The following is a 21585-nucleotide window of genomic DNA, read 5'->3' on the forward strand; positions in this document are numbered from 1 at the left end:
CTATTCCAATCGAATAGGTTTTTTTTTATCTCCTTTTTTTAATTCAAACTGGCTTTAAACATTCGCAACTCATCCCAAGTATATTTTTCGCCCAGTTGTTCTTTTAGCGGCGTTAAAGATTCTTCTTTGTAATATCGGAAAGCTTCGCTCAATTCGACAATTTTATCCTGAGGCAAAACATCCCTGATGGCAATCTTCTTAGACTGAATCAGTTTCACCAAATGGCTTTCTATTGTTTGTGTAGTCAGCTTTCGAATTCGGGCAATATCTTCAATCGAATTTTTATGCATCCATAAATCGTAGGTTTCCTCCACAGTAGATTTTTTCGGTGCTTTTTGCTCTGCTTTTTTTGACGTATATCTTTCGACATCCTTATCATCATCAATCAGGCTTATATTTAACTTCTTGAACTGCGTCGCAATTACTTCGGATTTTCGGGTTTTGTATTTCTTTATTTCATCCGATGTCAATTTTTCCTTAGAAATGGTCTCGCCCGCAAGAACTGTTTCCATCAACAGTTTGGCTTTCATCAATCGCAAGACCGCTTTCGTCTGTAATTCTTCTAGCAACATCAGCTCCTCATAAAAAGCCTTTGCTTTTTTGGTTCTTTTGACCTCTTCCAGCTTCCAAAGCAGTTCAAAGACCAAATCGTCCATTGGAGCAAAAAAATAGCTAAAAGCAGCCTCTATTCTATCGAAAACATGTGGCAAATCGACTGTTTCCTTCGCAAAGATTTTATTGAGCTGTAAAATGAATTTTTTGGATGGATCCAAAAGCGAATCCATGGCCTGCAACTGCTTGCTCGCCCAAAGCGCGTGTTTTGATTTACCCGAATTTTCTGTTTTATCGGAATAACTGTATTTGTGATTGCGCCATTCTTGCGCCAAATCGGCCCAATCGAAACTGTTAATCAGATAATTATGGATGAAATTCTTAGTTTCAAAATGCAGCGAATTTTTCAATAATTCTTCCGAAGCCTTATTCAGCGCATAATCCATGACATCTTGATCGTTAGAAATTCCGTTCATTCGCAGCGGAGACAGCAAAATAAGCCCATTTAACGAACGTAAACGCGATAAAGCCACATACGCCTGCCCGGGCAGAAAAACCTGCGAAACATCAAGCGCTGCTTTGTCAAAAGTTAAACCTTGACTTTTATGTACCGTAATGGCCCAAGCCAACTTGATTGGATAATGGACAAAAGTACCCAAAACCTCCTCTTCAATTTCCTTAGTCATCTCATCAACTTTGTAGCGGATGTTTTGCCATTCGTATTTTTCGACTTCAATTGTTTTGTCTTCTTCGGGAAAATAAACGAGAATCTCCCGACTCGAAAGCGATTTGATAACGCCCATTTTTCCGTTGAAATAATGCTTATCTACTGACAGATCGTTTTTGACAAACATGACCTGGGCACCAATTTTTAATTGCAACTGCTCTTCGACCGGGAATATTTTATCCGGAAAATCACCCACGATATCCGCATTATAGATTGTCAACTTTCCTTCCAAATCCTGCAAATCCTGAGCATTTATCGTATCGGCTTTGGCATTGTGGGTGGTCAGAGTGATATAACCTTTGTTGGCTTTTAAATCAAAGTCCGGTTGTACGTATTCGTTCAAAACCGCTACATCTTCCTTTGAAATCTGGTTGTTGCGCAAATTATTCAAAACAGCGATAAACTTATCGTCTGTTTGACGAAAAATTTTAGACAATTCAATGTACAAAGGCGGATTTTGTTGCACAACGTGCGAATGAAAAAAGAATTTTCCTTTGTAATAGTTACGCAGTGTTTTCCATTCCTCATCTCGAATAACCGGTGGCAATTGTAGTAAATCTCCTATATATAAAACTTGTACGCCACCAAAAGGGGTTGCTTTTTTTCGAACCGTTTGCATCATGTAATCCATTGCATCCAGTAAATCAGCACGAAGCATACTCACCTCGTCAATAATCAACAATTCCATATTTCGAATAACTGATTTCTTTAAACCGCTCATTTTAAAATGTCTGCGCAAAGTATCCTTCGATTCAAATTTGACTGTTTCCGAAAATTGAGATTCGACATTAAACGCAGGGATAAATCCACCGAAAGGCAATTGAAACATCGAATGGATTGTTACACCGCCAGCGTTTAAGGCCGCAATTCCTGTTGGCGCCACTACAACGGTATTCTTATGTGTCGTTTGGATAATTTCACGCAAAAGGGTCGTTTTTCCCGTTCCAGCCTTACCGGTAAGAAAAACAGAACGCTCTGTTTGATTGATGAATTGTAAAGTATAGGAAGCGGCTTCAGTTATTGTTTGCATTTGGCTTATAATGATAAGATGCTAAATTATTAAAAAAGCGGCTGTTTTTATAATAAGAAACAGGATTTGTTTAGGAATTTGTTTCGGCGATAAACTCAGAATAAACATCAAAAAAAAAACCTTCAATCTAAAACTTAGATGAAGGTTTTTTACCGAATTAATAAACAAAATTATTTTTTAACCTCTGTTTTTTCTTCTTTTTTAACGTCAGTTTTTGCAGCTGATTTGTACTTATCATTCAATCCTTTAATGATTTCCTTTGTGATATCATACTTATCTTCAGCGTATAATACTGTAGCAGCATCGCCCGTTCCATAAATATAAGCGTAGCCTTTTTCTTTTCCGTAAGCTTTGATAAATTTCTTTACACCACTAACTAAAGAGTCCATTTCAACACTACTTTCTTGTTGCAACTGTTGCGCTAAAGCTTGTTGAGCATAACTTAATTGTTGTTCTCTCTTTTGCAATTCAGCTCCTCTTTGTTGTGCCCAAGCTTGACCGTTTGCTTGTGCCTGAGTTTGAAAATTAGCTGCATCTTGTTTGAAACGATTAATTTCCGCTTCCAGTTGTCTTCCTTTTTCTTCAGACTGTGCTTTATACTTAGCTTCAAGATCTTTTGCTTCTGTGTATTCTTTCATTAATACCGAAGTATCTACATAAGCTGTTTTAACTTCTTTAACTTCCGCCGTTTGGTTACAAGCAACAACTGAAATAGAAATTGCGATAATTAATAATACTTTTTTCATTTTGGTTTATTTCTAATTTTATGTATGTAGGACAAAAATATAAAAAAATAGATAGTATCCTAAAAAAGATTGAAAAATGCTCAAAAAGGGCACTATCAGATTTTATTATTGTAACCTGTAAAATGATAATTTCGATTGATAAAAAACGACTTTTTTAGCTTCGATTTAAACTGTTTTTACAAAAACAGATACCAAATACACGTTAATAAGGCAAATCAGCGCTTAAAACCACCTTAAAATCAATTTTAACTGTTTTGAAACACATAAATGTGTGAAGAATACTCAAAATTATGTTTTGCTTTCCAGTTTGACTGCAATCCAATAAAAAATGCCTTTATAAAGTTCATTTTTCCGGATTTGTATTTTTCAGACAACAAACTCACATAAAAAGAGTCGAACTTCATAGGAAGTGTTTTTTTCAGTAGCATGCCTTCTTTTTCAAAAAGAGTTTTTATGGCCATTTTAGAAAAATGCCAAAAATGGATCGGCACATCATAAGCCGCCCAAAAAGCACCATAATATTTTGCGTCGAAAGATTTAAAATTAGGAACAGCAATAATTAGCGTTCCCTCTGGTTTCAATAATCTTTTTAATTCTTTTATTTGATTATCCAAATCAGGAACATGTTCCAAAACATGCCACATGCTAATCACATCAAAAGAATTATTTTCTAACTCAGCGGTTTCTTCAACAAATGAAACTCCTTTGTTTTTTGCAATGCTTTTTGCTTTTTCACTAGGCTCCACACCTACTGTTTCCCAACCGTCATTTTTGGCAACAGATAAAAAATCACCCGTTCCTGCTCCAATATCCAAAATTCTTCCTTTGGCTGGTTGTTGACTGTTAATTAAATTCAATTTATTTTGTAACGCAATCCTTTTTACAAAATGATATGCTTTTTCAAACAAAGACCGTTTGCTGTCAGTATGAGAAATATAATCCACGCTTTCATAATACTTCCCTAAATTATCCAGACTCGGTTGCGGAAACGTTATCAACATATCCAAGACTTCATCATGATACAAATCAAATGTTTCTTTGGAAACAGAATGATCCTTTACGGTTAAAAAATGCTTTTTACTTGAAATATCCATTAACTAATTTAAATTTTATTTTTTATTCGTAAACCAAACCCTGAAAATATTATAAAAACTTTCAGGGTTAAATTATTTTATAATTTCAAAACTATTCAGCAATAGCGTGGCATATCGAACTAGTTTCACGTGGAACAATGCACATTGCTTTATATTCAATCTTTAGCATAACTAAAAAAAATGGACACCGCGCCTATATACTACATCACTAAATTATCTTCCCATATAAATCAACAATACCGAAACATCACTTGGAGAAACACCGCTGATACGTGAAGCTTGAGAAATAGTAACGGGACGAATTTTACTCAATTTCTGTTTTGCTTCTATCGACATTGATTTAATTTTATTGTAATCAAAATCAGCTGGGATTTTTACATCTTCCAAACGCGTCAACTTATCCGCATTATTTCTTTCCTTTTCGATATAACCCGAATATTTCACTTGAATTTCCGCTTGCTCTAAAATTTCCTGATCTAATTCGTTTTCTTCGATATAGGTTTTAACCTTTTCAAATTTCATGATATCTTCCAAATCAATTTGAGGACGAGAAAAAACCTTAAACATTTTATCCCCTTGCGAAATCAGAGCCGTTCCTTTTGATTCTAAAATCGGATTCGCTTCCGCAACAGAAATACTGGTTTCTTTGAAAAAGGCAACCATTTTTTCAGACTCATTTAATTTTTGCTCCATTCGACGCAAACGCTTCTCAGATGCTAAACCAATTTCGTGCGACAAAGGCGTTAATCTAAAATCGGCATTATCTTGACGCAACAAGGTTCTATATTCAGCACGAGAAGTAAACATACGATAAGGTTCTTCAGTTCCTTTAGTAATCAAGTCATCAATCAAAACTCCAATATAAGCTTCATCCCTCTTTAAAATTAAAGGCGCTTTTTCATGTACTTTTAAATGTGCATTAATTCCAGCCATCAATCCTTGAGAAGCCGCTTCTTCATAACCCGTCGTTCCATTGATTTGTCCAGCAAAATACAAACCTTCAACCAGCTTTGTTTCCAAAGTATGTTTCAACTGTGTAGGCGGAAAATAATCATATTCTATGGCATATCCAGGACGGAAAAATTTAACCTTTTCAAAACCCGCAACAGAACTCAACGCTTTAAACTGAATATCCTCCGGAAGCGAAGTAGAAAAACCATTTACATAAACCTCACAGGTATTCCAACCTTCGGGCTCTACAAACAACTGATGTCTTTCTTTATCAGCAAAACGATTAATCTTATCTTCTATCGAAGGACAATATCTCGGGCCAAGGCTTTTTATTCTTCCATTAAACATCGGCGAGCGATCAAAACCTTCTCTCAAAATATCATGAACTTGAAGCGAAGTGTAGGTCATATGACAAGACCTTTGATGCACCAACGGAGAAGTCAAATCCGAATAAGAAAACTTATCCGGCTTAGCATCTCCCTTTTCTTCATTCATTTTGGAATAATCCAAAGAACGACCATCCACACGAGGAGGCGTTCCAGTTTTCATTCTTCCGGCTTCAAAACCGGCATTCACTAAATCTTCGGTAATTCCATATGCTGCACTTTCACCCGCTCTACCTCCTCCGAATTGTTTTTCACCAATATGAATCAAACCGTTTAAAAAAGTTCCATTGGTCAAAACAACCGCTTTCGATCTAATCTCTACTCCAAGCGAAGTTCGTATTCCTTTTATTTGACCATTCTCAATGATCAAACCTTTTACCATTTCCTGATAAAAATCCAAATTAGGAGTTCCCTCCAGCATCATTCTCCACTCTTCAGCAAAACGCATCCGATCGCTTTGCACCCTTGGCGACCACATTGCAGGTCCTTTGGATTTGTTGAGCATTTTGAACTGGATTGCCGTTCTGTCTGAAACGATTCCCGAGTATCCGCCAAGAGCATCAATCTCACGAACAATTTGCCCCTTGGCAATTCCACCCATTGCAGGATTACACGACATTTGAGCGATGTTTTGCAAACTCATGGTTACCAACAGAGTTTTGGAACCCAAATTAGCAGCAGCAGCTGCGGCTTCTGAACCGGCATGACCTGCGCCAACCACAATTACATCATATTCTTCTTGAAACATTTTTTCTTATGAATTAATTCCCGGTTCCCGGGAGTACGCTTTAAAACCTGAATCGCATTCAGATTATTCAAACTAAATTATTTATTTTCCCTTGCGGGACACTGATTATTCAATCAAACTTAAAATAAAACGTTTCACGTGAAACATATTATTTTGAAAGCATATTATTTTGTTTCACGTGGAACAAACTATCACTTGAAGTTTTAAACTTAATGAAATGTTTCACGTGAAACATTTAAAAATCCAACTGGAGAAAGAATTACTGTTCCACGTGAAACATTACTATTTTTTCATCTTCTTTGGAACGCATCAAAACTTCGTCTTCATCTCCTTTGTCCTTGTAACCGCAGTAATGCAAAATTCCATGAACCAAAACTCTTTTTAATTCCTCTTCAAAAGACACTTTAAAATCATTAGCATTGTCCTGAACACGTTCTACGGAAATAAAAATATCACCATTTAATTCGTTTCCTAGGCTATAATCAAAAGAAATTATATCTGTCAAAGTATCGTGATTGAGATACTCTACATTTATCTTGTGTAGGTATTCGTCATCACAAAAGATGTAATTAATTTCACCTTCTTTCTTATCCTCAGATAAAATAACTTCAGATAGCCACTTAGCAACAGCCTCTTCGTTTTCTAAACTAAACTCGTTTTCGTAATTGAAATTGATCATTTTTTATTAAAATATTCTTGAACCTTAAGGTTAAAATTGGAGCGCAAAGGTAATGATTGTCTGTTTAATATCTCTATGCTATTCAAATATTCTAACAATGAGTCCGGCAAGGCTTTAGAACCGTTCGAAAAGCTGTTTTTATTGGTCTCCGATTGTCTTTTATAATCCTCTCCCTGCTCTTTAAAAGCGGTTTCCAATTTCAATAAATCTTGTTTAATATCTAATACCTTTTGCATCGTAGCATTATTAAAACCTTTGTTCAAAAGTTGTTTTTCTAATTGCTTCATTTTTTCAAGAGTACTTTGCCCACTCGAACCTAAACCTTGTTTATTTAATTCCTTTTCTAAAGCTTCCCTTAATCGCTGTTGCTCTTTATAGATTTCCATTATAGCCTGAGCATCTCCTTCACCGTCTTTCCCATCTTGGTTCGAATTTTTTCCAGTTTTAGCTCCTTCACCAGGCTTCTCCCCTTTTTGCATTCCTTCTTTAATTTTATCACCCAGACCATCTTGCTTTTTAATAATATCCGGCAATTGCATACCTGAACCACTACCTGGTTTTGGTTTTCCTTTTCCCATACCTGACAGAGACATTTGCATATTATTTAATTGCTCACTCAAAAAATCACCTAATTTATTGGAAGCTGCTACAGCGTATTGTTGGTGTGAAACTCCCTTTGGGACTTGCGAGTCGGATAAAGATTCCAAAGATTTATCGACATTATACTGAACATTTCCAATTTCCTTAGTTATGTCTTCAGCAATTTTGGGGTTACGCAAAGACAAAGCAAACAAGCTATCGTCAATATGTTTGAATTGTTGTTTTAGATTTTGTTGCTGCTTAATGTATTTATTGAAAGCGGGAGAACCGGCTTTTAAACTTTTAAACTGAGCCATCACATCTTCTTGCGATAAAGAAAAAGCCAATAAATTGTCCAGTATTTGCCTCAACATTTTTACATCCTCTTCCATTTGCTCTTGTTCATTTTGCTCAAGACTTTCAGTCATTTTCTTTGCCATCATTTTCATATTCTTGGCAGCATTCTTTTGTTTGGGCTTCGCTTTCGCTTTATTGTTTTTTTGCAATTCCTCGACGGCTTTCTTTACATCCTCCTCAATATTTTTTTCCAAATCCGCATCCTTAGATAAGTCTAAAGGTGTTTTTAACTCTTTATTGTCTTTCTCTAAATCATCTAATTCTTGCTGAATTTTATCAAAATCCTCCTTAACTTCTTTCTGATTTACGGTTGTATTATCCTTATCAGTTTCAGAAATTTTTTCTTGTTTATTTGAAAGTTTATCCAGTTTATTCGAAAGTTGTTCCGCTTTCTTTTCTATATAATATTTTTTAGTTAGTTCAACTAATTGCTCTAAATTTTTGGTTTGGTTTTTACTATTCTGTTTGAATTTATCTAATTTATTAAGCAACTCTTCGTTTTGAATTTTATCATTCAACTCTTGAAGTTCATCTAATAATTTTCTGTTTTTTTCTAAATCTTTGTTAGCATTGTCCAATCGTTTTTCAAGTTCTTCCTTCATTTGATCTTTCTTCTCAGCCTTGAATTGATCGAGATGATCTTTCATCCTTTTGGCAAATTCCTTCATTCGCTCATCTTGCTGTTTCTGACGTTGGACAAAATCATTTACTTTTTGTTGATCTTTGAACTCAAATTGTTCTTTCTCTTTTCCAGTTTTTTGAATTTTATCAATATCCAAAATTTGCTTGTTCTGATTCTTTAAAGATTTTTCTAATCCGTTAATATTATCATTTTGTTGTTTCAAAAGCTGATCTTCATTCTCCTCAGCGGTAGAAACTCTATTGCTGAACACCGCTGATTTAGAACTCTTAAAACGATGAAGGGCATCATTGTCAAAAACCTCAAAATAATAATCATAAGATATTCCTTGAACAACGGGAAGATTTGATGGGAAAGCAAATACAAATTGATCAAATACGGTCTTCTTTATTGCAATTGTTCCACGCTTGGCATGCTCTGGTTTATTGCTTTCATAATAGACTACCTGCAATTGAGATAAACCGTAATCATCTGCAATTTGACCTACAACATAGTTAGATCCCAGCTTCAAACTGTCTGGCGCTTTGCTTACATTGATTGACGGATACTGATCTTTAACCACAGTAAGCATATAATTCAACTTTTCATACTTCTCTACCTTCTTATTTGAAGTAAAAATTTGATATTCAGTAGTATTAGATATATTTTTAGTCAAAATGAAACTATCTTCTACTTTAGAAAAGGAAAATTGAGCCTGTTGATCAATCCAATCTATTTTTTGAGTCGCTTCAGTCTCCATTTTCCATGTTACTGTAGTTCCTTCAGGAATAACTGCATTACCACTACCTTTTAAAACTTCTGCTTTTCTATTCAAATATGAAGGAAATTTTAAATACATTTCAAAATTTAAAATCGATGGAACCGCCATGACTTTGAGTTCATACTCTTTCGAACTAACCGAATTTGCTTCTAAATGAAAAGAGATATTCTCAGAAGGTTTGCTAATCTTAAATTGAAATTCCCCCGGAACGACACTTTCCATAAAATAACTTTCATCATCAATAAAAATCATTGCGTTATCAGGAACCACTTTTCCAACGGTTTTAATTTTAAGAACGAAATCTTTATTCTGTTCGGTTAGTAAATTAGAATTTAATACCACAAATTCAAAAGGAGCTGGCGGAATAAATGCCGTATTAAAATGTATCACTCTATTCAAACTTTGCGAAATTATAGCGTTGTTTCCAGAGAAATAAAACACCATAAAAAACAAAACCGGAATAATTGCAAGCGGGAAATATTTTCTGTTTTCACTATAATTTACTGCATTTCCAAAAGGAATTGGTTGTAAATTTTTTGCCTTTTGTTCTATCGAAGCCAACAATAATTCAGAATTATGATGCAAATCTGAATTTGCCAATTGAAGATAGTTTGTCAATTTATCGTTCACTTCCGGAAAATGATTTCCTATAATATACGATGCCTGATTAAAATCGATTCCTTTTTGAAGTTTAAAAAGTTTAAATATTGGAAACAAAATAAACCGCAAAAAAAGCAATGCTTCTACTCCAACAAAACTCCAAAATAAAACAGTTCTTCCCAAAGGTTTCAGCCAAAGGAAATATTCAATAAAAAGAGTAAACAAAAAATAAAGTAGCCCTAAACCAATAAACAATACGATTCCTCGTATCAGTTCATTAGTATAAAACTTCCGAATAAAAGCTTCTAACTTTTGATAAATGAAATTTGAATGCTCCAAAATTTACAATTATAATTTTATAACCAATAAATGTAGCAATTTATATCAATAAAGAAATGTTAAAAAACACAGATTGTTTTTTCGCAGAACAGATAAACCCAAATTGAAATTATACGATTGACTAATTGAAATTGTATATTTGCATCAAAATTTACTATAATGTCAAAGCAAGTTCGAGTGCGTTTTGCACCAAGTCCAACAGGACCTTTACATATTGGCGGAGTTCGTACCGCATTGTTTAACTATCTGTTTGCCAAAAAAAACAGTGGAACATTCTATCTACGAATTGAAGATACCGATCAAAATCGTTTTGTACCAGGTGCCGAGGCTTATATCATGGAAGCATTAGAATGGTTAGGAATTGCTCCTGATGAAACTATTGGAAAAAATGAAAAATTTGCTCCTTACCGTCAAAGCGAAAGAAAACATTTATACAAAGAATACGCTGACCAATTAATCAACAGCAACTGGGCATATTATGCATTTGATACTGCTGAAGCTTTGGATGCTTATAGAAAAGCAGATGAAGAACAAGGAAAAACATTCATTTACAATCATACTAACAGGGAAAAACTAGATACTTCTTTAGTGATTTCACAAGATGAAACAGCCAGAAGAATTGCTGCTGGTGAACATTATGTCATTCGTTTCAAAACACCGGTTGATGAAACTTTACACTTACACGACATCATTCGTGGCGACGTAAAATTTGAAACCCGTTTACTTGATGACAAAGTTTTGTTTAAAAGCGATGGTATGCCAACCTATCATTTAGCCAATATTGTCGATGATCATTTGATGGAAACTTCACATGTTATTCGCGGTGAAGAATGGTTGCCGTCAATGCCATTACATGTTTTATTATACAGAGCATTTGGTTGGGAAGCACCAGAATTTGCACATTTACCTCTAATTTTAAAACCAATAGGAAATGGTAAATTATCCAAACGTGATGGTGATAAATTAGGATTTCCGGTATTCCCATTAGAATGGAAATCAGAAGAAGGTATTTCATCAGGATACAGAGAAAAAGGTTTTTTCCCGGAAGCGGTTATAAATTTCTTGGCTTTATTGGGTTGGAATGACGGAACAGATAAAGAATTGTATACTTTAGAAGAATTAGTAGACGCTTTTGATTTAAGCAGAGTGCATAAAGCAGGTGCTAAATTTGATCCAGAAAAAAACAAATGGTTCAATCATCAGTATTTAATCAAACAAAATAATGAAGATTTAGCCAAAAGCTTCGCTCCTATTTTAGAATCAAAAGGATTTACAATCGATAAAAATCAGCTAACAAAAATCGTTTCTTTAATTAAAGAGCGTGCTCATTTTGTATCAGAATTTTGGGACTTGAGCGATTTCTTCTTTGTAGCTCCAACAGCTTATGACGAGAAAGCATCTAAAAACTGGAAAGCAGAAACTCCAGCATTAATGCAAGAATTAATTTCAGTATTAGAAGAAATAACTGATTTCACATCAGTAAATATTGAAACATTAGTGAAAGACTGGATGACTAAAAACGAAATTGGTATGGGTAAAGTAATGCAACCTTTCCGTTTGAGTTTAGTGGGAGCGTTAAAAGGTCCTCACCTATTTGATATCGTGGAACTCATTGGAAAAGAAGAAACAATCAAAAGGCTTCAAAAAGCAATTGAAACATTATAATACTAAAAAGGCTCCTTAATTTAGGAGCCTTTTTTTATAAATAAAAAATGATATTTCCGTTTATTATTCCAGGATTTCCTTTAAAATTATAACCCAAATTCTTAGAATTTAAATTATCCAGCATATTATTTACACCATATTGATAGGAAACATTTACTCGAAAATACTTTGCTCCTGCCGTAATCCCTACAGTAGGATAAAAATTGAATTTTGAAATATCAACAATATCCTTGGCTAACAAAGTGGTTCCAGAAATGATATTATTTTCATTATTAGAATCAATTTTAAATTTCCCATTCACTTGAACAATCGGACCCAGTTCTAAACTCAAATGATCTTCAATAAGTATATAACTCAATTGTAAAGAAATCTGAGCAGAAGGCAATTTATACTTTACATCCTCATTCATTAAAAGAAGATTCTTAGTGGCGACCGAAAAATTATTCTCACTAAACTGAATCGAATATACCATATCCCAATCATTATAAAAATTTCCTCGCACAGACAAACCCGCATTCCAACCCATTTCCGATTTTGTTTGAAAATTATTCGTGTTCAAATTAAAATGGTTTACGCCTAAAGTAATTCCAATTCTATTGGAATCCCTATAACCATATTGAGCTGAAACGGTATAAGAAACCAATGCAATAACTGAAATGAAGACCGCTTTTTTCATATAAACAGATTTAAGTAGGAAAAATCTAAAGTTATTTGTAATTTACACCTAAAATTAAACTTAAATTAAATATATTATGAACATTACATTGATTTTCCTTCTAGTTTTTGGATTATTTATTTTCCTGTCTTCTTTTTTTACAGTGAAACAGCAAACCTCAGTTGTTGTAGAACGGTTTGGAAAATTTTTGAGTATAAGACAATCAGGACTACAACTAAAAATTCCATTGATAGACAGAATTGCAGGACGTGTTAATCTGAAGATTCAACAATTAGATGTCATTATTGAAACTAAAACCAAAGATAACGTCTTTGTGAAACTAAAAGTTTCTGTCCAATTTATGGTGGTTAAAGAAACTGTCTACGATGCATTTTACAAATTAGAATACCCACACGATCAAATCACCTCTTATGTATTTGATGTTGTTCGTGCCGAAGTTCCTAAATTGAAACTGGATGATGTTTTTGAAAGAAAAGATGATATCGCTATAGCAGTAAAAAGAGAATTGAATGAGGCCATGACCACTTATGGCTACACCATTATCAACACTTTGGTAACTGATATCGATCCAGATATTCAGGTAAAAAATGCGATGAACAGAATCAATGCTGCCGATAGAGAAAAAACAGTAGCTGAATTTGAAGCAGAAGCATCAAGAATTAGAATTGTAGCCAAAGCCAAAGCAGAAGCAGAAAGTAAACGTCTACAAGGTCAAGGTATTGCCGATCAAAGAAGAGAAATTGCCAGAGGTTTAGTAGAAAGTGTCGATGTTTTGAATAAAGTTGGAATAAACTCTCAGGAAGCTTCGGCCTTAATTGTGGTTACCCAACATTATGATACATTACAAGCCATCGGTGCTGACACTAATTCTAATTTAATTTTATTACCTAATTCTCCTCAAGCCGGAAGTGATATGTTGAATAATATGGTAGCCAGTTTCACGGCAAGTAATATGGTAGGCGAATCTATGAAAAAAGGCATTAAAAAAGTAAAAAAATATAATGAACCTAATCTACCAATAGAAAGCAAACAGGAAGAAAATCCACATTCAGAAGAATAAAAAAAATACTATTGATACCAAAAAAGAGGCCTAACAGCCTCTTTTTTTATTGGTTACCCACTTAATTATAAATGGAATAGCGAGATTAATTATTGTTCCATAGGAACCTTGAAAACCTGTTTTAAAAGAGCCTAAAAAACCACTTACGAGATTCTTAGGTGTAAAACTATCCTTTGTTTTTTGAATGCCAAAAACCAGTTTTTGATAACTAATTTCTTTTTCAATCTTTAAAATTTCAAGCTCCCTTTCAATCTGAGCATAAGAAGAATATTTTTTAGTTGCCATAATTTAATCGTTAAAAAATATTTCTGAAAATTTTTCTAAAATCGGACCTTCTACAATTTTGTCTTTAACAAAAAATAAGAGAACAGTTAATACCAAATAAATTCCTCCAACGATGGCAAAACCATAAGCATAACTACCACAATAGTTCCCCAATGCAAATGCTAAAGCAATGGAACAAAACAATAAAACCATACAGAAACACAATAAAATTAATCCAAATTTAAAGATTGCCGTTGTAGATTTCATCGCCAGCTTAAAACTCCTCAACTTATAGTAAGAAAGATTGCTTTCGATGTAGGATTCTAATTGTTCCTGAATGTTTTCGGTATTCTCCTTTAACTCTTCAAAAGCCATATTTATATTTTTTAAATTTGAATTCTAATAAAAACTCCTTTTATTTTTGAAGTTTTGCGTTCTGCTCTTTCAATTCAGCCAATTTCATTTCAAGGAAAGAAATCACATCTTCGGTTTTATGACTTACATCCGAAATAAGATCCTGATAACTTTCTTCCAGATCTAATTTTGTGCTTTTGAATTTATGTTTCATTTCGTCAGTCAAATCATCGTATTTGCATTTCAAATCTTTTTTGGCATCTTTATAACCGTCCTTGATTTTTTCTCTTGTTTTTGTTCCCTTGTCCGGAGCAAACAAAATTCCTAAACCGACTCCAATGGCTGCTCCCCCAATAAGAGCTATTAACATATTCCCAGCATTATTTGACATAATTTATAAATTTAAGTTCGTACTTTTATAAAGTTAGTGTTTTTATTAACATATCGATGTTAACAAGCAGTTAAATTGAATAAAATACTACTAAAAATTAAAATAAAGAGCTTTGTTGTATTTAAAATACAAAAACGTATAAAGTGTCACGAAATAAAAAAAAATAGCTTAAATCAAGCCTATTTAAGCTATTTTTAATCAACTAAATTTATATGATAATTAATAATAATAATAAATACCTATAATAAGAAAACACCTTAAAAAAGGTGTTTTTTAATTACTAAAATCTATAATCGAATCTTAAAGAACTAAACTGTTCAATAAATTCAAAACTTGATCATTTTTTTCAGAATTTTTCAAATCTGACAATTGCGTTTTAAAATCATCAAAATGCAAATAGTCATTTTTCAAATTTTCAATCGCTGCTATACGAACAGCAGCTAACTGACTTTTCAATGACATCAAATATAACTTTGTCAACACTTCCTGTTCGATATCCTTAGCTTGAACTTTATCCGAATGAAGCAAAATCAAATTGGCAAACAATAAAGAGTTGTTATCGTTCTTCACATTTTTGACAACAGTCTGATTAATTAAACTAAAATTATCTATACTTTCTATGTTATCAACAATGCTTTTTAATAACAAATCAGCATTGGTTTCGTCTTTTTCTTTAACATATTTATTGATTTCTTTTTGAGTATTCATCAATAAATTAGCTTCTTTCTTACCTTTTTCTTCCCAAGCATCTTTGAGTCCAACGGTCTTGTTAAACACTAATTTAGAAGCAGTTGAATCCTTATCTACATTAAAATAGCCCAAGCGTTGAAACTGAAACTTATCACCAGGATTAACATTTGCTAAACTTGGTTCAACATATCCTTTTACGGTTTGTAACGAGTTTATGTTCATAAATTCCAAGAAATTTTTCTCTTTATGACTATCTGGAGCTTCATCAATAAACAAACGATCGTACAAACGAACTTCGGCTTCTACTGCATGCGGTATAGAGACCCAATGTAAAGTACCGGCTACTTTTCGTTGAGAAGCCTCGCTCCCACTCCCGCTTCGGCTGTCTTCATCATAAGTAACATGAATTTCGGTAATATTTCCATTCGCATCTTTTACAACACTTTCCCCTTTTATGATATAAGCATTTTTTAAACGCACTTCATTTCCAATACTTAAACGGAAAAATTTAGCTGGAGCAACCTCAAGAAAGTCTTCTCTTTCTATGTATAATTCTTTCGAAAAAGGAACTTTTCTAAAACCTGCGGCTTCATCTTCCTGATTGTTTTCGGCATCCAGAAACTCTTCTTTTCCTTCAGGATAATTGGTAATAATTACTTTTACCGGATCTAAAACTGCCATTACTCTTGGAGCCGATTTATTCAAATCTTCGCGAAGGCAAAATTCCAAAAGCGAAACATCTATCACATTTTCTCTTTTTGCAACTCCTATAATTTCACAAAACTTACGAATAGAATTAGCGGTATACCCTCTTCTTCTTAAGCCAGAAATAGTAGGCATTCTAGGATCATCCCAGCCACTAACTATATTTTCCTGAACCAATTGCAGCAATTTACGCTTGCTCATTACGGTGTAATTCAGGTTCAAACGCGCAAACTCATATTGGTGGGGTCTTACCCTATTCTCATCATAAATTTGGTCCAAAAACCAATTGTATAACTCTCTGTGCATGACAAATTCCAAAGTACAAATAGAATGCGAAATTTGTTCTATATAATCACTTTCACCATGTGCATAATCATACATGGGATAGATTTTCCAATCATTTCCAGTTCTGTGATGATGACGGTGTAAAATACGGTACATCAACGGATCACGCATCAACATATTGGTTGAGGACATATCAATTTTGGCGCGTAAAACATGACTTCCTTCTGGAAAATCACCGTTTTTCATAGCTTCGAATAAAGTCAAATTTTCCTCTACAGAACGGTTTCTATAAGGTCCATCAACTCCAGCTTGTGTAGGAGAACCTTTTTGCGCAGCCATATCTTCAGAAGATTGACTGTCTACATACGCTTTTCCTTTCTTAATCATCTCAACAGCCCATTCGTATAATTGCTGGAAATAATCAGAAGCATAACGTTCTTCGGCCCAATTGAAACCTAACCATTTCAAATCCTCTTTAATTGCATCTACATATTCTTGTTCTTCTTTGGCAGGATTTGTATCATCAAAACGCAAGTTTACAGGCGCATTATAACGCAATCCCAAACCAAAATTCAAGCAAATAGATTTGGCATGACCAATGTGCAAATACCCATTTGGCTCAGGTGGAAAACGAAAACGTAGTTTATGCTGCGGAAAACCGTTAGCTAAGTTTTCTTCGATAATTTGTTCTATAAAATGGAGTGATTTTTCTTCAGTTGACATTATTTTGTTTTATTTTAGCAAAGGTAAAAAAAAGTTTAAGGTTTAACGTTTAAAGTTAACACAAGAAAGCCTAAACTACTAAACATTAAACAAAAAAAAAATTAAAAAATGGGAACTATAAAACTGAAAAACATCCGCACTTATTCGTATCACGGTTGCTTACTTGAAGAAGGAAAAATTGGTTCTGATTATTCAGTAGACTTAGAAATTAAAGCCGACTTGAGAAAATCTTGTGTCTCAGATGACTTAAAAGACACTGTTGACTATGTTTTATTGAATAAAATTGTGGTCGAAGAAATGGACATTCGCTCCCATTTATTAGAACATGTGGCAAAACGCATCATAACAAGGGTATTTAACGAGATTCCTGAGGTTTCCAGAATACTATTAGGGGTTTCTAAATTGAATCCTCCTATTGGAGGTGATGTTGAAGCAGTTACCGTAGAATTTGAAGAATACCGAAGCTAAAGTTAAAATTCAAAAAAAAAATATCTTTTATTTTTTTTAAAATTTTAAACTTTAAACTTTTAAACTTTAAACTTTTTGAGTACTTTTGCCATCCATTCAAGAATGGCGTCGTGGCCGAGTGGCTAGGCTGGGCTCTGCAAAAGCTCCTACTGCGGTTCGAATCCGCACGATGCCTCTAAAACCTTCAAAGCAATTTGGAGGTTTTTTTATGTCTAATTTTTTAGAAAAATTAATTAAACAGAGGTTCGAATCCGATCTAAATTCTATAAGCTCCAAAGTAATTTACAGCTATTTTATAGCTAATCTATTAGAAAAAATAAGTATAAAATTACGTCAAAATTCTTTCTAAAAAATCCATAGAAGATAAAAATTTCAACTTTAAAACATAAAAAAAACCGCTCAATTTGAGCGGTTTATATACTTAAGTAAACTATTATTGTTCTATTTTTTGAAAGGCTTTCTTCACCATTTCTTTTTCTTTTGGAAACCAACCTTGTGTTATCAATACAGTTCCAAAAATCATTAATACAATACTGATTCCTTTTTTAATTTTTAAAATATTAGAAGGCGTCATCTTTGTTTTTAATTGCTTTGCCAATAAAATTTTCAAGCAATCAATCAGTAAATACGTTATAATTACAGTACTAAAAAAAGTAAACATTCTGGATGTTTGCATCTCTAATTTAGGTCCTACAGAAATAATAATTGCTAACCAAAAACCTAAAACACCAATATTAATGATGTTTAAAAACAAACCTTTTACAAAAAGACTGAGGTAATTTTTCTTGATAATTTCATTATCAATCTCTTTGGTGTTTATTTTCTTTTCTTTTCTTAATCCTATAAAAGAAATCACTCCATAAGCTAACATCAATATTCCACCAAAAATAAAAAGTGCCGGTTTATCCTTTAAACTTTGAATTAATCTAAAACTGCCCAAATATGCAATTGCTATAAAAATAACATCACCTAAAACAACACCTAAATCAAAAACTAAAGCCGCCCTAAAACCCTTTATGATACTTGTTTCCAGTAAAATAAAGAACACCGGACCTATCATAAAACTCAAGAAAATTCCCCACGGAATACCTGATAAAATATCGTTTACCATTAAAATTTAAAATTTTTGGAATAAAAATACATAATTTTTACTCTTTCTCTTCGATTTTTCCTCCTAAAAGTGTTTCCTTATTTATCTGTTTCGGTTTTCCATAGATGTAAATAGAGCCTCCTGCTTTCACTTTTGCATCTACTAATGTCGTAGCATTGATTTCAGCAGAACCTCCCGCAGAAACACTTATTGTGGTTTGTGAAGTATGTAATTCTTTTGATGCTAAATTTCCACCTGACATAATAGTTACATCCTGATTTACGGCTTTTCCAGCCAATTCAATGATGCCGCCTGTAACAGCTTTAACATTCACTTTTTGAGTGTCTAAATTTAGATTAATCTCTGAACCTTCTTTTGCGTTTAAGTTGATAATGGTTTGTTTAAAAACAGCATCACTTGTAACATAAGAACCTTCGCTAGCTGTAATTCCATCAATGTTTTTAAAATACAATTTAATCTTGATATCTTCACCAGATAATAATTTAGGAAATGGCATTCTTAATTTCAATTCGCCATTTTTATTCACCACTTCTACTTCATTTTCCCTGTTTCCGGTGATAACTACTTTATTTTCTGAAGATTCTATTAGATCAACACTTAATTTATCATATACTTTTAATTCGTTAAAATCACCTAATTTCTTGGTAACTTGAGCAAAAGTCACTTGCGAAACGACTGCTAATGCAACTATCAATACTTTTTTCATTCTTTTTTTATTTAACTGTTTCTCCTATTCTTCTCAAAAAATTAAAATCCAATTGTTTTTTAACTAAATCGGCATTTTTAACCTTAACGAAAATTTCATCTCCTAATTGTAATAATTTATCGGAAGTAGCTCCAACTAATGCATATTGTTTTTCATCGAAAGTATAATAATCATCTTTTATATCTCGAATTCGAACCATTCCTTCACATTTATTTTCGATAATTTCGACATAAATTCCCCATTCGGTAACACCGGAAATTACACCTAAAAACTCTTGATCCTGATGATTCTGCATGTATTTTACCTGCATGTATTTGATAGAATCCCGTTCGGCATTTGTAGCTAATCCTTCCATAGTAGAACAATGCAAAGACTTGGTTTCATACAATTCCTCATCTGCCGATTTTCCTCCGTCTAAATAAAACTGTAGCAAACGGTGTACCATAACGTCAGGATAACGACGAATAGGTGAAGTAAAATGAGAATAATAATCAAAAGCCAAACCGTAATGACCAATATTATCCGTAGAATATTTGGCCTTGCTCATACTTCTAATAGCCAAAGTATCAATAAGATTTTGCTCTTTTTTACCATTAACTTCTTCCATCAAAGCATTCAATGATTTCGAAATATCGCCTTTGTTTCTAAAGTCAATTTTATAACCAAATTTTGCAATTACGGTTTGCATCGCAATCAATTTATCTTCATTTGGCTCATCGTGAATTCTATAAATAAAAGTTTTCTTTTGTTTTCCAATGTATTCTGCCACTTTTCTATTGGCCAAAAGCATGAACTCTTCAATCAGATGATTGGCATCTTTAGAGACTTTAAAATAAACGCCTTCCGGCTCCCCTTCTTCATTCAAGTTGAATTTCACTTCTACTTTATCAAAAGAAATCGCTCCTTCATTCATTCGCTTTCTTCTGAAAATCTTTGCTAATTCGTCCATTTTTAGCGTCGCTGCCACGATTTCTTCCGAAACTTTATAAGAAGTACCCGTTATCGAAATTTCTTCCGGAATAATGTCATCTTTGGTTTCAATGATGTATTGCGCTTCTTCATAAGCAAATCGCTGATTAGAGTTAATTACTGTTCTTCCAAACCATTGATTGACTATTTGGCATTTATCTGTGATTTCAAATACGGCCGAGAAAGTATATTTCTCTTCATTTGGACGCAATGAACAGGCAAAATTAGATAAAACTTCAGGTAACATAGGCACTACCCTATCTACAAGATAAACCGAAGTGGCTCTTTGATAGGCTTCATCATCTAAGATCGTTCCTTCTTGCAGATAATGGGAAACATCGGCAATGTGAATACCAATTTCGTAATTTCCATTTTCTAATTTTTTGAACGATAAGGCATCATCAAAATCCTTAGCATCTTTTGGGTCAATAGTAAATGTCAAAGTATCACGCATATCACGACGCTTCGCAATCTCGCTTTCTTGAATCGAAGTATCAATTTTTTGAGCAAAGGTTTCCACTTCAATAGGAAACTCTGAAGGCAAACCATATTCGGCCAAAATAGCATGAATTTCAGTATCATGTTCTCCTGGTTTTCCAAGTACTTTTATCACTTTACCAAAAGGACTGTCAGCTCTGGACGGCCAGTCTTCAATATGAACCAAAACCACATCTCCTTGCTCGGCCTCGCCTATTTTGTCTTTTGGAATAAAAATATCGGTATACATCTTCGGATTGGCAGTCGATACAAAAGAGAAATTCTTTTGTATATCAATCACTCCTACAAAGTCGGTTTTATTCCTTTCGATAACTTCAATAACCTCACCTTCAGGTCTTTTTCCTTTTCTGCGGTTATAAACATAGACTTTTACAAAGTCTTTATCTAAGGCGTGATTTAAATTATTAGTTGGGATAAAAACATCCTCTTCTAAATCAGCACAAACAAAATAAGCCGTTTTACGGCCTGTCATATCAATTTTTCCTTCGTAATATTCTTTGCTTACCGCTTTGATTAAATATTTCCCAGGTTCAGATTCAATAATGGTTTTCTTGGAAGCCAAAATCTTCAAATCTTTGATAATCTGGTTTCTGCTTTGGGTATCGTCGAGCTCTAACTTTGCTCCTATTTGCTTATAATTGAATGCTTTATTGGCATTTTTCGATAATATTTTTATAATTTTTTCAGAGAAATCCTTCTCTTTTTTTACCGGCTTTCTTAATCTTTTTCCCATAAATCTTTTCTTAAAGCTCGAAATTACAAAATTGTTGCGCAGTTATAAAGAAAAGAAGTAAGTTTTACAGAAAATATAACTTTAAAGAATAGTCGTATC

The 21585-nt window shown here is 33.5% G+C and carries 17 protein-coding genes and 1 tRNA gene; 4 read left to right on the top strand and 14 right to left on the bottom strand.

All coding sequences use genetic code 11. From position 1 onward, the window contains the following. Window positions 1–38: 38 nt before the first annotated feature. The 6 genes from BUB25_RS04000 to BUB25_RS04025 all read right to left on the bottom strand — a co-directional run bounded on the left by BUB25_RS04000 (window position 39) and on the right by BUB25_RS04025 (window position 10188). Window positions 39–2309, bottom strand: coding sequence for a helix-turn-helix domain-containing protein (locus tag BUB25_RS04000; protein WP_072940333.1), 2271 nt, complete (start codon window positions 2307–2309; stop codon window positions 39–41). Between the two features lie 170 nt (window positions 2310–2479). Next, complete coding sequence (locus BUB25_RS04005) at window positions 2480–3055, bottom strand: OmpH/Skp family outer membrane protein (protein WP_072940336.1); 576 nt, start codon at window positions 3053–3055, stop codon at window positions 2480–2482. Window positions 3056–3300: 245 nt separating this feature from the next. Continuing rightward, window positions 3301–4149 carry a class I SAM-dependent methyltransferase gene (locus BUB25_RS04010; RefSeq protein ID WP_072940339.1) on the bottom strand — a complete coding sequence of 283 codons (849 nt, stop codon included), beginning with the start codon at window positions 4147–4149 and terminating at the stop codon, window positions 3301–3303. A gap of 213 nt (window positions 4150–4362) precedes the next feature. Then, window positions 4363–6234 (bottom strand): tRNA uridine-5-carboxymethylaminomethyl(34) synthesis enzyme MnmG, encoded by a 1872-nt coding sequence (mnmG, locus tag BUB25_RS04015; RefSeq protein ID WP_072940343.1) that lies wholly within the window; start codon window positions 6232–6234, stop codon window positions 4363–4365. Window positions 6235–6493: 259 nt separating this feature from the next. Next, a complete protein-coding gene (gene ybeY / locus BUB25_RS04020; protein WP_072940346.1) occupies window positions 6494–6913 on the bottom strand; it encodes an rRNA maturation RNase YbeY in 420 nt (139 codons plus the stop codon). Next, a complete protein-coding gene (locus BUB25_RS04025; RefSeq protein ID WP_072940362.1) occupies window positions 6910–10188 on the bottom strand; it encodes a DUF4175 family protein in 3279 nt (1092 codons plus the stop codon). Before BUB25_RS04025 ends, ybeY begins: the two co-directional genes overlap by 4 nt. Window positions 10189–10347: 159 nt before the next feature. On the opposite strand from BUB25_RS04025, the gene gltX reads away from it, so the two are divergent. Continuing rightward, window positions 10348–11853, top strand: a complete 1506-nt coding sequence (gltX, locus tag BUB25_RS04030) for a glutamate--tRNA ligase (RefSeq protein WP_072940366.1) — start codon at window positions 10348–10350, stop codon at window positions 11851–11853. A 34-nt stretch (window positions 11854–11887) separates the two neighbouring features. Here the strand turns inward: gltX and BUB25_RS04035 are convergent, their stop codons facing one another. Then, entirely contained in the window at window positions 11888–12529 is a 642-nt protein-coding gene (locus BUB25_RS04035; protein WP_072940368.1) for an outer membrane beta-barrel protein, read from the bottom strand. 76 nt (window positions 12530–12605) lie between these two features. Between BUB25_RS04035 and BUB25_RS04040 the strand changes: the two genes are divergently transcribed. After that, window positions 12606–13589, top strand: a complete 984-nt coding sequence (locus BUB25_RS04040) for an SPFH domain-containing protein (protein ID WP_072940371.1) — start codon at window positions 12606–12608, stop codon at window positions 13587–13589. Between the two features lie 30 nt (window positions 13590–13619). On the opposite strand, the gene BUB25_RS04045 is transcribed toward BUB25_RS04040, so the two are convergent. The 4 genes from BUB25_RS04045 to BUB25_RS04060 form a co-directional block, all read right to left on the bottom strand. Further along, window positions 13620–13874: a DUF6327 family protein gene (locus tag BUB25_RS04045; protein WP_072940374.1), complete on the bottom strand. Its 255-nt coding sequence runs from the start codon at window positions 13872–13874 to the stop codon at window positions 13620–13622. A 3-nt stretch (window positions 13875–13877) separates the two neighbouring features. Next, the gene (locus tag BUB25_RS04050; protein WP_072940377.1) at window positions 13878–14228 is read right to left on the bottom strand and encodes a phage holin family protein; all 351 of its coding nucleotides are present in this window, start codon (window positions 14226–14228) and stop codon (window positions 13878–13880) included. A gap of 40 nt (window positions 14229–14268) precedes the next feature. Next, window positions 14269–14598 carry a YtxH domain-containing protein gene (locus BUB25_RS04055; RefSeq protein WP_072940380.1) on the bottom strand — a complete coding sequence of 110 codons (330 nt, stop codon included), beginning with the start codon at window positions 14596–14598 and terminating at the stop codon, window positions 14269–14271. A 300-nt stretch (window positions 14599–14898) separates the two neighbouring features. After that, window positions 14899–17001 carry a glutamine--tRNA ligase/YqeY domain fusion protein gene (locus BUB25_RS04060; protein ID WP_072940383.1) on the bottom strand — a complete coding sequence of 701 codons (2103 nt, stop codon included), beginning with the start codon at window positions 16999–17001 and terminating at the stop codon, window positions 14899–14901. 108 nt (window positions 17002–17109) lie between these two features. On the opposite strand from BUB25_RS04060, the gene folB reads away from it, so the two are divergent. Beyond that, a complete protein-coding gene (folB, locus tag BUB25_RS04065; protein WP_072940386.1) occupies window positions 17110–17469 on the top strand; it encodes a dihydroneopterin aldolase in 360 nt (119 codons plus the stop codon). A gap of 104 nt (window positions 17470–17573) precedes the next feature. Beyond that, window positions 17574–17644 (top strand) — tRNA-Cys (locus BUB25_RS16565). 258 nt (window positions 17645–17902) lie between these two features. On the opposite strand, the gene BUB25_RS04075 is transcribed toward BUB25_RS16565, so the two are convergent. Genes BUB25_RS04075 through rnr form a run of 3 tightly spaced genes read right to left on the bottom strand, consistent with a single transcriptional unit; the run spans window position 17903 to window position 21486 of the window. Then, window positions 17903–18580, bottom strand: coding sequence for a LysE family translocator (locus BUB25_RS04075; RefSeq protein WP_072940393.1), 678 nt, complete (start codon window positions 18578–18580; stop codon window positions 17903–17905). Between the two features lie 37 nt (window positions 18581–18617). Then, window positions 18618–19286, bottom strand: a complete 669-nt coding sequence (locus tag BUB25_RS04080; RefSeq protein ID WP_072940396.1) for a head GIN domain-containing protein — start codon at window positions 19284–19286, stop codon at window positions 18618–18620. A 7-nt stretch (window positions 19287–19293) separates the two neighbouring features. Continuing rightward, window positions 19294–21486, bottom strand: coding sequence for a ribonuclease R (gene rnr, locus BUB25_RS04085; RefSeq protein ID WP_072940399.1), 2193 nt, complete (start codon window positions 21484–21486; stop codon window positions 19294–19296). Window positions 21487–21585 lie beyond the last annotated feature (99 nt).

Source organism: Flavobacterium granuli (assembly GCF_900129705.1).
GTDB classification, from domain to species: domain Bacteria; phylum Bacteroidota; class Bacteroidia; order Flavobacteriales; family Flavobacteriaceae; genus Flavobacterium; species Flavobacterium granuli.